General features: G+C 54.9%; 11 protein-coding genes. 7 read left to right on the plus strand and 4 right to left on the minus strand.

From position 1 onward, the window contains the following. Positions 1–59: 59 nt before the first annotated feature. The 6 genes from NV64_RS05045 to NV64_RS05070 all read left to right on the plus strand — a co-directional run bounded on the left by NV64_RS05045 (position 60) and on the right by NV64_RS05070 (position 8,415). Positions 60–2,102 (plus strand): hypothetical protein, encoded by a 2,043-nt coding sequence (locus NV64_RS05045; RefSeq protein WP_101505450.1) that lies wholly within the window; start codon positions 60–62, stop codon positions 2,100–2,102. After that, entirely contained in the window at positions 2,099–2,962 is an 864-nt protein-coding gene (locus NV64_RS05050) for an OmpA family protein (RefSeq protein ID WP_101505451.1), read from the plus strand. Before NV64_RS05045 ends, NV64_RS05050 begins: the two co-directional genes overlap by 4 nt. Continuing rightward, positions 2,959–4,290, plus strand: a complete 1,332-nt coding sequence (locus NV64_RS05055) for an EH signature domain-containing protein (RefSeq protein WP_101505452.1) — start codon at positions 2,959–2,961, stop codon at positions 4,288–4,290. Before NV64_RS05050 ends, NV64_RS05055 begins: the two co-directional genes overlap by 4 nt. After that, positions 4,287–7,415, plus strand: coding sequence for a DEAD/DEAH box helicase (locus tag NV64_RS05060; protein ID WP_101505453.1), 3,129 nt, complete (start codon positions 4,287–4,289; stop codon positions 7,413–7,415). The genes NV64_RS05055 and NV64_RS05060 overlap by 4 nt, the downstream gene beginning before the upstream one ends. Before the next feature lie 118 nt (positions 7,416–7,533). Next, entirely contained in the window at positions 7,534–7,692 is a 159-nt protein-coding gene (locus tag NV64_RS05065) for a hypothetical protein (RefSeq protein WP_101505454.1), read from the plus strand. 210 nt (positions 7,693–7,902) lie between these two features. Then, positions 7,903–8,415, plus strand: coding sequence for a GNAT family N-acetyltransferase (locus NV64_RS05070; RefSeq protein WP_101505455.1), 513 nt, complete (start codon positions 7,903–7,905; stop codon positions 8,413–8,415). On the opposite strand, the gene NV64_RS05075 is transcribed toward NV64_RS05070, so the two are convergent. Both NV64_RS05075 and NV64_RS05080 read right to left on the minus strand, forming a co-directional pair. Beyond that, positions 8,400–9,686: a Fic family protein gene (locus NV64_RS05075; protein ID WP_101505456.1), complete on the minus strand. Its 1,287-nt coding sequence runs from the start codon at positions 9,684–9,686 to the stop codon at positions 8,400–8,402. The two genes, NV64_RS05070 and NV64_RS05075, sit on opposite strands and share 16 nt — an antisense overlap. 245 nt (positions 9,687–9,931) lie before the next feature. Continuing rightward, positions 9,932–11,515 (minus strand): methyl-accepting chemotaxis protein, encoded by a 1,584-nt coding sequence (locus NV64_RS05080; RefSeq protein WP_233208925.1) that lies wholly within the window; start codon positions 11,513–11,515, stop codon positions 9,932–9,934. Between the two features lie 342 nt (positions 11,516–11,857). Here NV64_RS05080 and NV64_RS05085 point away from each other — a divergent pair, with 342 nt between their 5' ends. Beyond that, positions 11,858–12,322 carry an Lrp/AsnC family transcriptional regulator gene (locus NV64_RS05085; protein ID WP_056235641.1) on the plus strand — a complete coding sequence of 155 codons (465 nt, stop codon included), beginning with the start codon at positions 11,858–11,860 and terminating at the stop codon, positions 12,320–12,322. 200 nt (positions 12,323–12,522) lie between these two features. Here NV64_RS05085 and NV64_RS05090 read toward each other — a convergent pair whose 3' ends face one another. Both NV64_RS05090 and NV64_RS05095 read right to left on the minus strand, forming a co-directional pair. Then, positions 12,523–12,816 (minus strand): AzlD family protein, encoded by a 294-nt coding sequence (locus NV64_RS05090; protein ID WP_056235637.1) that lies wholly within the window; start codon positions 12,814–12,816, stop codon positions 12,523–12,525. Further along, positions 12,813–13,547, minus strand: a complete 735-nt coding sequence (locus NV64_RS05095) for an AzlC family ABC transporter permease (RefSeq protein ID WP_056235635.1) — start codon at positions 13,545–13,547, stop codon at positions 12,813–12,815. The genes NV64_RS05090 and NV64_RS05095 overlap by 4 nt, the downstream gene beginning before the upstream one ends. Positions 13,548–13,742: the final 195 nt, after the last annotated feature.

A 13,742-nucleotide genomic window follows, 5' to 3' on the forward strand; every position in this document is an offset into this window, starting at 1 on the left:
TCCATTAGAGTAATCTCAAAAGAAAAAACCCTCCTTTTAAGTGATTGATGGTGTAGAAGATGGAATTTTTAGCGGCTCCTGGCATTCTGGTACGCGACGGCATTTTGTTCCTCGCTTCATGGCTTAAGTATGATCCCGTTCCCGGCTATATGACTATTTTACTGGTCGTTGTCCTCTGCGGTGCGGTTGTACAGTGGCGACGGCTAGTTAAGCGCCGCCGGGCAGCCCTGAATGGCATTCATGCCATCATTGCACGCTCGCCCGAACAGGAGAGGGAATTCAGCCAGCATATCGATGAAGTGGATTTTGGTATTGCTGGCCTGCAAGGTACTGAAGAGCAGAAAAACGTGGCCGACGCCTGGCGTGAATATCGCGAAACCCACGTTGTTGACGATCGGGACGGTGATACGATCGTACGCAATGCGGTTCGCCCCAGTCAGTTTTTTAATCTCGACGATTTGCACTTCACGCAGGGTTTCTGGCGCATTGTGCCCGGTCTGTTCGTGACGGTTGGTCTGTCACTGACCTTCCTCGGTCTGATTTCCGCGCTTAACTCGATGAGCACCTCTCTGGACGATGGCGGCAGTTCAGCGCTGGAAGGGCTGCTGACTATAGCTTCCGCTAAATTCATCATGTCGCTGACAGGTCTGTGCTGTTCAATCGTCTTTACTATAGGGCTGCGTCGGGGAACGACGCAGCTGGAAAACGCCGTACACAGCCTTAACAGTCTGATTGAAAAACGTCTGACCTTTATCAGCCTGGAAGATCTCTCGATTCGCCAGCTTAAGGCGACAATTGAAAGCCGCGAGCATTTTCGCAAGCTTGGCCTGGAAATGGTGGCGGAGATTGGACGCCCACTTCGCGAAGATCTGCCCAGAGCGATATCTGAATCAATCAGCGCAGCGATTACTCCCGTCATCCAGCAGGTGAGCCGGATGGGCAATGATGGCGTTGGAGAAATGGTGCAAAACCTCTCCTCGCGCTTCTCTGAAGATGTCGGCCGGGCCCTGGCTCAAGCCAGCGAACGTATTTCCCTGGCAGGGGATCAGATTAAACTGCTGGCGGAGCGTATGGATCAAAGCTCCGGAAAAATGGGTAACGAGATGGAGAGCGCGATTGGGCGCCTGGGTCAGGCGGTTGAAACTTTGCGTGAAGGTATGCAGCAAACAACAGAAACGGCAACCACAGCGTTTAATCAGGGTGCCGAAAACCTGCTGGCAACCATGAACACCACCCTGCAAGGCATCCGGGATAATACCGGTGATGGCGCACGTGCTATGGGTGAAGCCGCTGCGGATATGAAGGCTGCTGCACTGGGTATTCGCACCGAGCTGGAAACTGCAGCAAAACAGGGTGCAGAAGCGGCGCACGCGCGTATGTCAGAATCGGCGTCTCAGGCCAGCGGGGCAATTGACATGGCAGCAACTCAGGTGTTGGGTGCTTTTAGTCACACGGCTGGGGAAATCAGCAAAGCGACAGACCTGATGACACAGAAAGCGAGCAGCGAATTGCTCTCACCGCTTTCAACCATTGCGGAAAAGCTTGAAGGCGTAACAGAGATGCTGACAGAAACCAGCACGGCCTTACGTCGTGCTTCTGACGGAATAAAAGAAGGGGCTGTCGCCTCAGAAAATGCATCCGGCAGTTTCCGTATCTCGGCCCAGTCATTAACCGATGCAACTAATCCAGTACGAGCGATGGTTGAACGGATTGAGGTCAGCACGCGTCAACTGCGCGAGAGCAGTGAAAATAGCCTTTCCGCTATTGCCAGCGCAGCCAAAACCAACGCTGAGCAATCCGCGATGACGCTATCAGCGGCACAGGAAACGCTGGGTGGGCAGCATCGTGCGATTGAATCTACGCTGAAAAATCTGCAATCTTTGATTTCGGCGCTAGGCGGCCAGGGAGAACGGTTGGATAGTATTGATGAGAAACTGGGTAAAGCGTTCGATAACTATCAACAGCAGGTCGCAACATCGGTAGAAACGCTCTTTGATCATGTGAAGACCATGCAGGCTGAGCTAATGCCAGCTCTGGACACGATGCAGAGTATTGTCGATCAGGCTGAAAACTTCGCGCCTAAACAGGAACGGATGTCATGAGGGCCAGCGCCAGCCGCAAGCGTTCAAATGACGAGGAAGAAGAGTCCGTCTTTGTCTCAATGACGGACATGACGGTAAGTTTTCTTTTTATCGTTATGATCCTGCTCGCTTTCTTTGCCAGCCGCTACAACGATAAAAACACCGTACCGCGTGATGAATATGTTCAGGCCGTGCAGACACGTGATAAAACCATCGAAGACCTGCGCGCCGAGGTTGCATTATTGAAGCAGGTCGACCCTCTGGAGCAGTATATGTCACAGGCGGCCGCTGCCCGTCTCAATTTGCTGTACCAACTGCGCAATAACCTTAAGCGGTCATTTCCTGAATTGCCGGTCGACGTTGTTCCGGAAGAAGGGACACTGCGTTTCCAGGGTGAGGGGTTGTTCACCAGTAACAGCTTTACGCTGAGTGATGACAAACGAAATATTGTTGAAGCGCTGGCGAAAACGCTTAACTCACTCCTGCCCTGCTACACCTTCAGCCAGAACGGAGGATGGAATCCAGGCTGTAACCCTTCATTTGCCATCATCGAAGCCGTTCAGATAGAGGGGCATACGGACTCAAAGGGAGAAGACGTTTACAACCTGAATCTTTCGACTAACCGTGCTATCACCACCTTCACCACCATGCTCTCTGCTGCACCCAATCTGGTCGCGCATTTTAATATGCGCAGGCAGCCGGTGCTCTCTGTGGCAGGCTACGGAAAAATGCGACCGGTTCAGCCCAATGACACACCGCAGAATATGGCGATGAATCGTCGCATCGATCTTCGCATCATTATGCATACACCTGCTAATGCCGCTGAGATTGAAGAGATACGCAAACGCCTGATAGACCCCTTAAAGAAGAGTGCGCCATGAAACTGAGCGATGTCTTTCTAAAGCCAGCATCCCTTTTCCAGCCTGCTTTGCCCGTCTCAAAAGGCCTGTCAGCGAAAGTTCATGCTATTCACGAGCGCTGGCCCGATGTGGTGAGAGAGGTTGCCGAACGCGATCGTGAAAAGGTGCTACGCAAGCTGCTTAGCTATGTAGAGAACTGGCTGTGGGATGATGTAAAGATGTCATTGATCTGCTCAGGCGCACCGATTGTTTTCGATAAAGAGTTCAGAGATCGGGATGACTTTTCTGCACTACAGGCGTTCTATCTGCGGGAAACGATAGTGACGGATTCACCATCCTTCATTTCTGCAATGATATCGGCCTATATCCGCAGTTACGAACCGGGTTCAGCACACACAAAAAAAATAAAAAACGGCCTGGATATTGCCAGTGTGCATATGAGCGATAAATGGAAACAGGTTCTTGGCCAGTTACCAGAATTCTTTGATGCTGAGCAGGCGCATCAGGCGCTGGCAGGAAAGATGGTAAACATGGCTTCCCCCTGGAAGGAGCTTAAGCAGTTTGGCATTACACGGCCGCACGATCCGGGGTTGATGTCATATGCTCACATTGCGTATATCGCGTTGATCGCTCCAGAGTTGCAGGAAAGATCCGCCATTGAGAAACTTTTTGACTGGTTGAAACCCGATGGAAGAAGTAACGCGTTGATGAATGGTGCAGCTGAAGCCATCAACGCATTATTATCACACTGGGTGCATAAACAGCCTGATGAAGAATTGTCGCGCTATCTGACCGAAACGCTTGTGAATTTTTACGGGGATCCGCGCCTGAGTCGCGGTGGTGCATGGGGCAGTGTCGATGAGCTCTGCAGGAATCTAATCATCAATTGGCTGACGCGTGAGAATATTATGTTCTTCCTCGATGTCGTATCGAAAGTCGAAGACAGCCATATGTGGGAACCACGGCGTAAATTTTGGTTGGGGCTTTATAACGAAGGCAAAATCACGGCAGCCTGGGTTGCATTTAGTGACATGGCATCTCGAAAAGCGAAAGAAATGAAAAGTTCCATGAAAGATTCTTCAACGCTGAATTTTGGCAGTCAAACTGCCGGAGGCTATCGGGATAATACCTCATTGCTCATTCTGCAGATTGGTAAATGTATTGTTGTCGAAGGTTCCCATACTTACAAAGTCCATATTTTTAGAAGTGAAGATAAAAAAGCACCTGCCCTGTTTCAGGAAAAATACGATGCAAATTTAATTAAAACCATTCCTGACGTAACACGCATTGCACATCTCGGCCAGAGCTGGACTGACAAAGTACGTAATCAAATTGGGCATCTTTCATGACATTCACCTTCGATCATAATGCAGAAGCAATTACCCTCAGTATTGCCGTGGAAAAACAGAGCTTCATTAGTCGCCTGTTAAAGAAACAGCAATCTGCGACAATCTCTGGACTGACCCATGACGATCGCGCCTTAGCTTTCGCCGTTGCCGATTTAAAAGCGCTGGCAGAAGAATTTTCAGAATCCCTGCACATCAGTGGTGATGCTATTGTCATGAGCCATTCACTGGCAGGGCGGCTAGATTCAGAAACGGCTCAGACACTTGGCCTGCCTCCTCTCGTCGATTTGACGTTGAAAACGGATATTGAGGGTTCAATTGGCAGCGAGACGTTCCGTCTCCAGCATGAGTGGCTACGTAACGGAGTCCGCCAGTTACCACGCCGAACCGGATCAATTTTATCCACATCCCAGGGTTACCGCCGGCTGCCATTGTGGATGATGGAGGCCGTTGACGTTGCTGAAAACTTTACACAAGGCGGCGGAGAGGCGTCCGACTGGGAATCGCTGGCGCGCTTCCGTCAGGCCCTCGATCCCGGCGTCCAGATGGGCAGTGAGATCGATGCCGTTCGCGTTTCAATGACCGACTTTATGCAGGGTTTAGAAGTCCGTATTGCCGATCGTTTTTCCATTTCCACCAGCCAAAATGGCACAGACGATTTCGAGATCGTCCCTTTCTCTGCCAGGAGCGTAGAGGAACTGGAAAATAACGGAGAAGCGGTTAGCGAAACGGCGGGAGAACTGAATCATCAAACCTTACGTCGTTTCCAGCAGCGTGTCAGAACTCAAGGGGCACTTTCCGCTTATCGCGTTGGCGAGGGCAACTATCTGGTCATTGATCGAAGCGTTCGCCCCATTCTTGATGTCATGGTGCAGAAGCAAAAGTCTTCACCTGAAGAGCGACGTGCATTTATCGAAAACCCGCGACCTGCGATCACCGATGCTGTCGAGAAGTATCTGAGGCAATCAGGCAAGCTGGAAGGGCTCGATGATGCTGAAGAAGAGGAAGCGATTGAAGCCGCAGCAGGTCCGGCATTTATCGAAACCATTGAGTATTCTGAGCGCGTTAAAGGCATTTTGCATTACCGCAAAGGAGCTGTTTCCGCATCCATGACCACAGAAACGGTATGGTTGCCGGAGGTCATCCCTGATGCCCTCGCCAAAATTATAGATGCGATGGATAGCCAGGAGCTGGCGGGCGTCTGCGAACAGATTCGCGATGCTATAGACGCCTTGCAGGGTGAAGTGGAGGTTGCTTCTTATCCACTTCATGCTTCAGAAGATACGTTACGCGCACTTGAAAAGCGCCTGGCTGCTCTTAAAGAGATGGAAGACATTACGGAAAAAAGCAGTTACGAAGATGATCCAGCAGTAGATGACCTTCCTCCCGCTACGGTTATTTTGGATACTAAAGACAACTTCGAAGAATTATCCTGGCAGCCCAACCGTAAAGAACGCCCAGTGTTTATTGGTGATCAACTGCCAGCTGGCGTGAAAACTGCGTTACGACCACATCAGCTGGAAAGCTTTAACCTGCAACTTTCGTCGTGGAAATCCGGCATGCCCGGCATTTTGAATGCAGATGAGCAAGGATTGGGTAAGACGCTGCAAACCATTGCTTTTTTGCGCTGGTTAAAAGAGAACAATAACCTCAGCACAGCCAGCAATAAAGATCGTGGCCCAGTATTGATTGTGGCCCCGACTTCTCTGCTGGAAAACTGGAGCGCTGAGGTGAAACAGCACGTTGATGGCGAAGGGCTCGGCTGTTTACTTAAATTATATGGTTCATCATTGAGTCAGTTTAAGGACTTCAATGCGAAGGGTATCGAAACAAAAGATGGCAATACACTTCTTAATTTTCGACAGCTAAATGAATCAATCAGTGAGGGTAAAGGTCATCGTTTTTGGATATTAACGACCTACACCACCCTGACGAATTATCAGCACTCCCTGGCAAGAATTCACTTTTCGGCCGTGGTTTTTGATGAGATTCAGGCGATCAAAAACCCTGACTCACTACGTGCCCGTGCAGCTCGTGCCATAAATGCTGGCTACCGAATTGGTCTGACAGGTACACCCATCGAGAATACGACGATGGATCTGTGGGCGGTTATGGATCAGCTGGCTCCTGGTTCCCTGAAGACACAGCGTGAATTCCATACCATTTATAGCGCACCTGATAAGCAGAATATGCTGCAACTGTATCAGCAGGTCTTTGAATCTCGCAATCAGCTACCGCCTTTAGCGTTCCGTCGCTTAAAAGAAGATGTTGCGAAAGAGCTGCCAGCAAAAACACGATTCCTTCATCCACGCCTGATGCCTGAGGGGCAAGCAATTGCTTACGAAACAGCCAGGCTAAAACTCTCACAGGGTGGTGCAGGTGCCGCACTGAAAATGCTGCAGCACATACGCGGTGTTTCCGTTCATCCTGCGATGGAAATGCGTGGCGACAATCAGAGCTTTATTGATGCGTCAGCACGACTCAACGCCTGTTTTGAAATCCTGCATCGTATCAAGGAGAAAGGTGAACGCGTGCTGGTTTTCATTGAACACCGAAAAATGCAATTCCGTTTTATGGAGCTGGCCCGCCAGGAATTTGGCCTTGAAAGTATTGACCATATTAATGGTGATACGCCAATTAAGAAACGACATGAAATTGTAAAACGATTCCAGGGTCATCTGGAACACGATCGTGGTTTCGATCTGTTAGTGCTTGGTCCAAAAGCCGCGGGAACAGGCTTAACGTTAACGGCTGCTACTCATGTTATTCACTTGTCCCGCTGGTGGAACCCGGCAGTAGAAGAACAGTGTAATGACCGCGTGCACCGCATCGGCCAACGGCATCAGGTTCAGATCCATATGCCGATGGCCATACACGCTGGTTATCAGGAGCACTCTTTCGACTGCTTACTCCAGGGACTTATGTCACGCAAAAGAAACCTGGCACGCGCGGCGCTCTGGCCAATGGGTGACAGTGCAGGTGATATCTCACAGTTGCAGGCTGCTTTAAGAGAAGATCAATCTGAACCTGGCGGAGAAGTTTTGGAGACGAGTATTCAAATGATGTTTGAAAGGGATGCTGAGACGGACGGAACTAAGATGGAAGATGGATCTTATCGAATTAGTTAGCTTTCATGATCTTCTTAGTAAACAGATAATGTGAACAAGGATGTTTACATAACTATTAAGCCTTGTGCACCGTACCTCACCGATCCAGAATCAGCACTAAACCAACGAGGCTTGCAACATGGCAAAAAAAACCACAAAGAGTCAGATCACCCAATCCCAAATCTGCCGTGCCGTTGCCAGTTCAACCGCAATTGAGACGGGTGCTTCCGTGCAAAAAATAGAGCATCAACTCAAACAAAACTTGGCACTGGCGAAAGCCGTTGGACTTGCCCGCTAATCTGGCAGAAAAGCGCTCCTCCAGCGTATCTCTTTGCCTCTGGATGAATAAGTCATACAAAAAAAGTATGCCCAAATTTCGGAATATGAGCGTAGTTTTGCTGCAAAACGAATCTTAATCCCACTGCATGCGGTTCGAAACGAGCGACCAGTCATCCCTCACCAGCGAACTCCGCACAATCCCAACAAATTCCCCCTCAAGGAAGAGAAAATGCAAATCGAGCAACTAAACACTCTCTCGGCCAGCCATAACGAGTTAAACGAACTGGTATCCCTGTTAACCGACTGCGTGGAAAGCGGCGCCTCTGTTGGCTTTCTCGCCCCGCTGGAAACCGGGGAAGCACAACGCTACTGGCATGGGGTTGCCGCCGATCTGGCTGAAGGTGGCCGCACCCTGCTGGTTGCGCGTGATGCAGGCCGTATCGCCGGTGCGGTGCAGATTAGCTACTGCGGAAAGAAAAACGGCAGCCACCGTGCCGAGGTGGAAAAACTGATGGTGCATACGGCATTTCGTCAGCGTGGCGTGGCACAGCAGCTGATGGCCGAACTGGAAAGGCAGGTGCAGGCTAATCAGCGCACCCTGCTGGTACTGGATACCCGCACGGGGGATACGGCGTCAACGCTGTATCGCAAACTGGGCTATCAGGCAGGCCATATCCCCGGCTTTGCACGCAGCTCGGCAGGTGCGCTGGATGGCACCACCTTCTTTTACAAAGCCCTGTAAGTCACCAGCTGCTCATTCGCGCTAACCGCCACCACCAGCCCCTCCCCCACCAGCACCCGCAGATCGCGCCGCGCGGTTTGTGGGGAGATGCCCAGCGCCTCGGCGACTTCCGCGCCGGTAAAGGTTTTGCCGGGCGTGGCTGACAGCACGTTGACCAGTGTCACCTGGCGCGGCGTCAGACGGCTGAGCGCGCCGGATTCGAACAGGCGGCGATCCAGCGCGGCGCGGCGATTAACCAGCGAGTCGATATGTTCCAGCAGTCCGTTAACCGCCCGGGTGATAATACTGGCCTGATAATCAAGGAAGTAGGTCAGGTCCATCCCGTCCGTTTCGGTGTACTGGTAGCTGTGTGCATATCGCACCGGCGCGTTGTGCAGCAGGCTGCTGATCGACAGGTAGCGAAAGGCCTCGTAACCCGACCTGAGCATAAACCAGTAGAACAGCGCGCGGCTGGTGCGGCCGTTGCCGTCGCGGAACGGGTGCTCATGGGCGATCATAAAGTGCAGGATGCTGGCGCGGATCATCGGGTGAACGTAGTCGGTCGATTCGTTAGCCCAGGCGCAGACGGCCTCCAGCCGGCTCAGAATGGTGTCTGCCGCCGGTGGGCGATAAATAATCTCGCCGTCCCGGCCGGCAATCACCACGTCGTCAGTTTCGCGGAACAGCCCCGGCGTGTAGGTTTTGTCATTAATGCCGCTCATCCCCACCGCGTGAAAGTGGCGGATCAGATCCACGGTCAGCGGTTGCTGCAGATGTTCCGCAATCTCACTCATCAGCCGGGCGTTACCGGCGATCATCTGCTCGCCTTTCGTGCGCGCGCGCCGTCCGCTGGAGAGCATCTCCCGCGCCACCAGCGTGGTGGTATTCGCGCCTTCCAGCTGCGAGCTGGTGATGGCCTCACTGAACCGCAGCGGGGCCAGCTCTGCGCCGCTGGCGCTCAGGCGGCGGCGAATATCCTCCAGCGCGGGTCGGGTGGTGTATCTGTCGACCTGCTCCAGCGCGGCAAGGATGCCCTGCGTCAGGTTAAACCCGGCCTGCTGTCCCCGCTCGTTGCGGTAGGCAATGCGCTGGATGGCCGCGTCGCGGGCCATACGCGTAAAGTGCCAGGCCATCGCGGGATCGTCGCCGGGCGCAAGGCGATACTGAAAATCATCAAACGGCAGATAGCGGCCTTTATCATCAACCAGCCGGTTATAGCGGTTGTAATGCGTCAGCGTCGCCATGCTGATGTCTGAGCTCAATGGAGGTGAGGGGGGGCGGGTGATTGCCATAAACTACGCTCAAAAATTGAATATTGGTTCTATTTTAGACATTGAAGAGCGGTTACAGCAAAAATTTTCGCTTCATTGATGATAAAGGTTCGCAAACTCTCTCTTAACGTTTAGCCGCCAGCTCCCTCATCTGGGCCTGCAGAGAGTCGTGCACCTGCTGGTTATTCATGTTCAGCCTCTTCCTGTGTGCAGGCAAATGAAAAAAGGCCCCACAGGGGCCTTGATTAGTCTTTTAGCGTAATGAATCAGAACGAACTCCAGTTCTCATCCCCGCCCCCGGTCTTCGCCGCAATCAGCGCCGGCTGCGGTCTTTTCAGCTCAGGCTTACGCCCTGCGCCGGGCCCGGCCGATCGGCCCGCATCCGCGTCACCGCTTCTCTCGCGCAGCTTAAATTCGCCCACCAGCTCCGCCATTACCGCGGCCTGTGCCGACATGGCGTGGGCGGCGCTGGCGGACTCTTCCACCAGCGCGGCGTTCTGCTGGGTGGTGGTGTCGATCTGGCCGATAGCCTGGTTAATCTGGCGGATGCCGTCGCTCTGTTCGTGGGCGGCGCGGGCGATGTCGTTGATCAGCCGTTCCACGTCGCCGGCGTTGCCGACCATCTCGCGGATCACCGCACCGGTCTGTTCAATCAGCTGCCGCCCGGTTCCGGCCTGGGTTACCGAGGCGTCGATCAGCGCTTTGATATCTTTCGCGGCGGTGGCGCTCTTCTGCGCCAGGCTGCGCACCTCACCGGCGACGACCGCAAAGCCTTTGCCCTGCTCGCCGGCGCGGGCGGCTTCCACCGCCGCGTTAAGGGCGAGGATATTGGTCTGGAAAGCGATTGCCTCAATGACGTTGATAATCTCCGACATTTTCTGTGCAGACTGGTGGATGCCCTGCACCTGTTCGGTGGTTTTCTGCATCATGGCGGTGTTGCGCTGCATAATGCCGCCCCCTTCCGCCACCAGCCGCTGCACCTGGCGGGCGTTGTCGGCGGTGTTTTCCACCGTGGCGGTCAGCTGCCCCAGCGCCGAGGCGGTCTGCTCCAGCGCGCTGGCCTGCTCTTCGGTGCGTGAGGAGAGGTCCTGATTGCCCGCCGCGATCTGTGAGGCGGCACTGGCCACCGAACCGGCGCCGCTGCGGATCTGGCCCAGCATCTGGCTGACGTTAATCGCGGTACTTTTCAGGCCGGTCAGCAGCGCGCCAACGTCATCCCGGTGATAGCGCTCCTTAAACGCGGTGGTCATATCGCCGCGCCCGCTCGCTTCAATTCCCGCCAGCGCCTCGGCCAGCGGCCGCGTAATGCTGCGCGAGATCGCCCGCATCACCAGCATGCCGGCGATCGCCGCCAGCAGCGCCACCAGCGAGAAGATCAGGTTGTTGCGGTCAAGCCCAGCGGCCAGGCGGTCCATCTCGCCGGCCAGCACCACGTTGAGGTCGTCCAGCAGCAGCTTTTGCTGCGCGTCCAGCTGTTCCAGCGCACCGGCACCGGCGGTTTTTTCCAGCGTCTCCGCGTGCGTTTTGAAGTAGTGCTGCTGCTGGCTGACGAATTTCTCCCACACCTGGCGGTCGCCCTGCAGATCTTCCGGCACCACGCTGTCGATCATCGCGGCGATCCTGCCCTGCAGTTCGCGATAGGCGTTCATCGCCTGCGGATCGCGGCTGGTGACGTAGTTTTTATTCACCCCGGCGATGGCCAGGTTGCTGTCGTAGAGATCGTTGACCGTCGCCGTGCGCGCCATCGATCCTTTAATGGTCGAGTAGCTGTACTGGTTAACGGCAAACAGCAGCACGATAAACGCCAGCAGGGTGCCGAACCCCACCAGCAACTTTCTGGAAACAGACAAATTACTCAATAGCGACATGGCAGGGATCATCCGTAAAATGAGGAAAATTGCTGAAGTTATCGGCAGTCAGGCGCTGAACTTAATAGTGAGAGGGAGAAAAAGTAACGATAAATGATAATGTTACGACTTTATTAAACGAAGTCGCTATCGATGGTTAATCAGCCAACCGATCGCGTCAGTTTGCCGATCGGCGATCTCCGGCAGGCGAATTTGCGGTGATTAGCGGCAGGCCGCTTCAGCATAAATGAAGTGTTTTACCGCGCGGCGCGATCGATTTACTCATCCATCGGCACCGCGCTTCAGGTTATGATATCGCCCTTCATGAAAATCCTGGCATAAACGATGTTAAAACTGGATAAAACCGATCGGGCGATTCTGGCCGAACTGCAAAAGGATGGCCGCATCGCCAATAATGCGCTGGCCGAGAAAGTCGGCCTCTCCCCCTCCCCCTGCCTGCGGCGGGTGAAGGCGCTGGAGGAGGCGGGCGCCATCGAGCGCTACGCGGCGATCCTCAACCCGAAGGCGGTGGGGATGGAGATGACGGTGTTTGTGCGCATCTGGCTGACCAGCCAGGATGCCGATACGGTGGATCACTTCTCGCGCGAAGTGCGGGCGATGCCGGAGGTGGTGGAGTGCCATCTGATGGTCGGCGACTGTGATTTTATCCTGCGGGTGATGACCGCCGATCTGGCCGCCTATCGCCGCTTCCAGACCGAGTATCTGACCCGCATTCGCGGCGTGCAGAGCGTAAAGACCGACCTGCCGATGCAGACCATCAAGCAGACCACCGAGATCCCGCTGCGTTAAGCCGCGCCCGGCGGTCCGTCACCGGCCATCGCAGAACGGGTCAACGGCTGCAAATCCGCAGTGGGCTGGCAGCCCGGCAGTACGGTAGCGAAGCGGCTTACATCAGCGCACACCGTACGGCGGTGAAGTGAGCGACTACAGCGCAGGCAGTACGGCGCGAAGCGGCTTACAGCAGCGCGCGCAGCACGGCGCGAAGCGGCTTACAGCAGCGCGCGCAGCACGGCGGTGGCGGCCACGCTGATCGCCACCACCGGCAGCAGCGAGAAGCGCATCGCGGCCAGCAGTGACACGGCCAGCGCCAGCAGGTCGGCCGGGTTAGTGGTGACAAAGTGCGGCGCGATAACGGTAATCAGCACGCAGCCGGGCGCGGCATCCATCACCGCGCGGGTGCGCGGCCCCAGCGTGCGCCGCCGCAGCAGCAGATAGCCGGCGACGCGGGTCAGATAGGTGGTAAGCGCCATCAGCACAATGGTCAGGGTGGTCAGCGAAATCATGACTTCTTCCCGAACAGCAGAATCGCGGCCAGCCCACTGATTGCCCCCACCGGCACATAGGCCGCGCCGGGCACGTAGTGGTAGGTGGTGGCTGCCGCCACCAGGCTGACCAGCCACGGCAGCGCCGCCCGCATCCCCTTCCACATTCCGCGCAGCAGCACAAAGAACACCGCCGGGAAGGCCATATCAAAGCCCCAGCGGCTGATATCCCCCAGCGCCGGGCCGACGATCACACCCGCGGTGGTGGAGGTGATCCACACCAGCCACAGCGCCCCCGCCAGCCCGGCGTAAAAGCCGCCGCTGAAGGCCGGCCCAATACCGGCGGCTCTGCGGCGCGCGCTGTCGGCCATGCTGATCGCCCAGCTCTCATCACACATAAAGAACAGCGCGGGCAGAACTTTACGGGCGGGCAGATGGCTGAGGTACGGCGCCAGCGACGCCCCCATCACCAGATGGCGGCTGTTAACCAGCAGGCTGACCAGCACGATGGTCAGCACCTGCGGCGGCGAAGTCCACAGCGCCAGCGCCGCAAACTCCGAGCCGCCGGCAAAGTTCAGGCCGGTCATCAGCCCGAGGCTGGCCACGGAAAGGCCTTTCTGCGCCGCCTGCGCACCGAGCAGCAGACCAAAAGGCAGCACGCCGAGCATTACCGGCAGGGCGGCGATCGCGCCGCGAGAGATTTCGGCGGATAATCCGGCCGTTCGGCTACTACAGGACTCTGAAATCGACATCGGGGCCTCCGTTAAGGCCCGCTATTATAAGAGGATCCTCTTAGAATCGGGTTGCGATTGTTGACAAAAAGCGCGCGTAAGCAGGAATAAAAATGCGCATAGTGCAGTAAAAGCAAAAGATAATTGCGCTGGTATACGCCCATCGAAATACCTTGTGCTAAAGAGCCTGACTTTTTCTTCACGCTTGGGCCAGTC

The sequence above is a fragment of the Erwinia sp. B116 genome (assembly GCF_002865965.1).
In the GTDB taxonomy this organism is placed as follows: Bacteria; Pseudomonadota; Gammaproteobacteria; order Enterobacterales; family Enterobacteriaceae; genus Erwinia.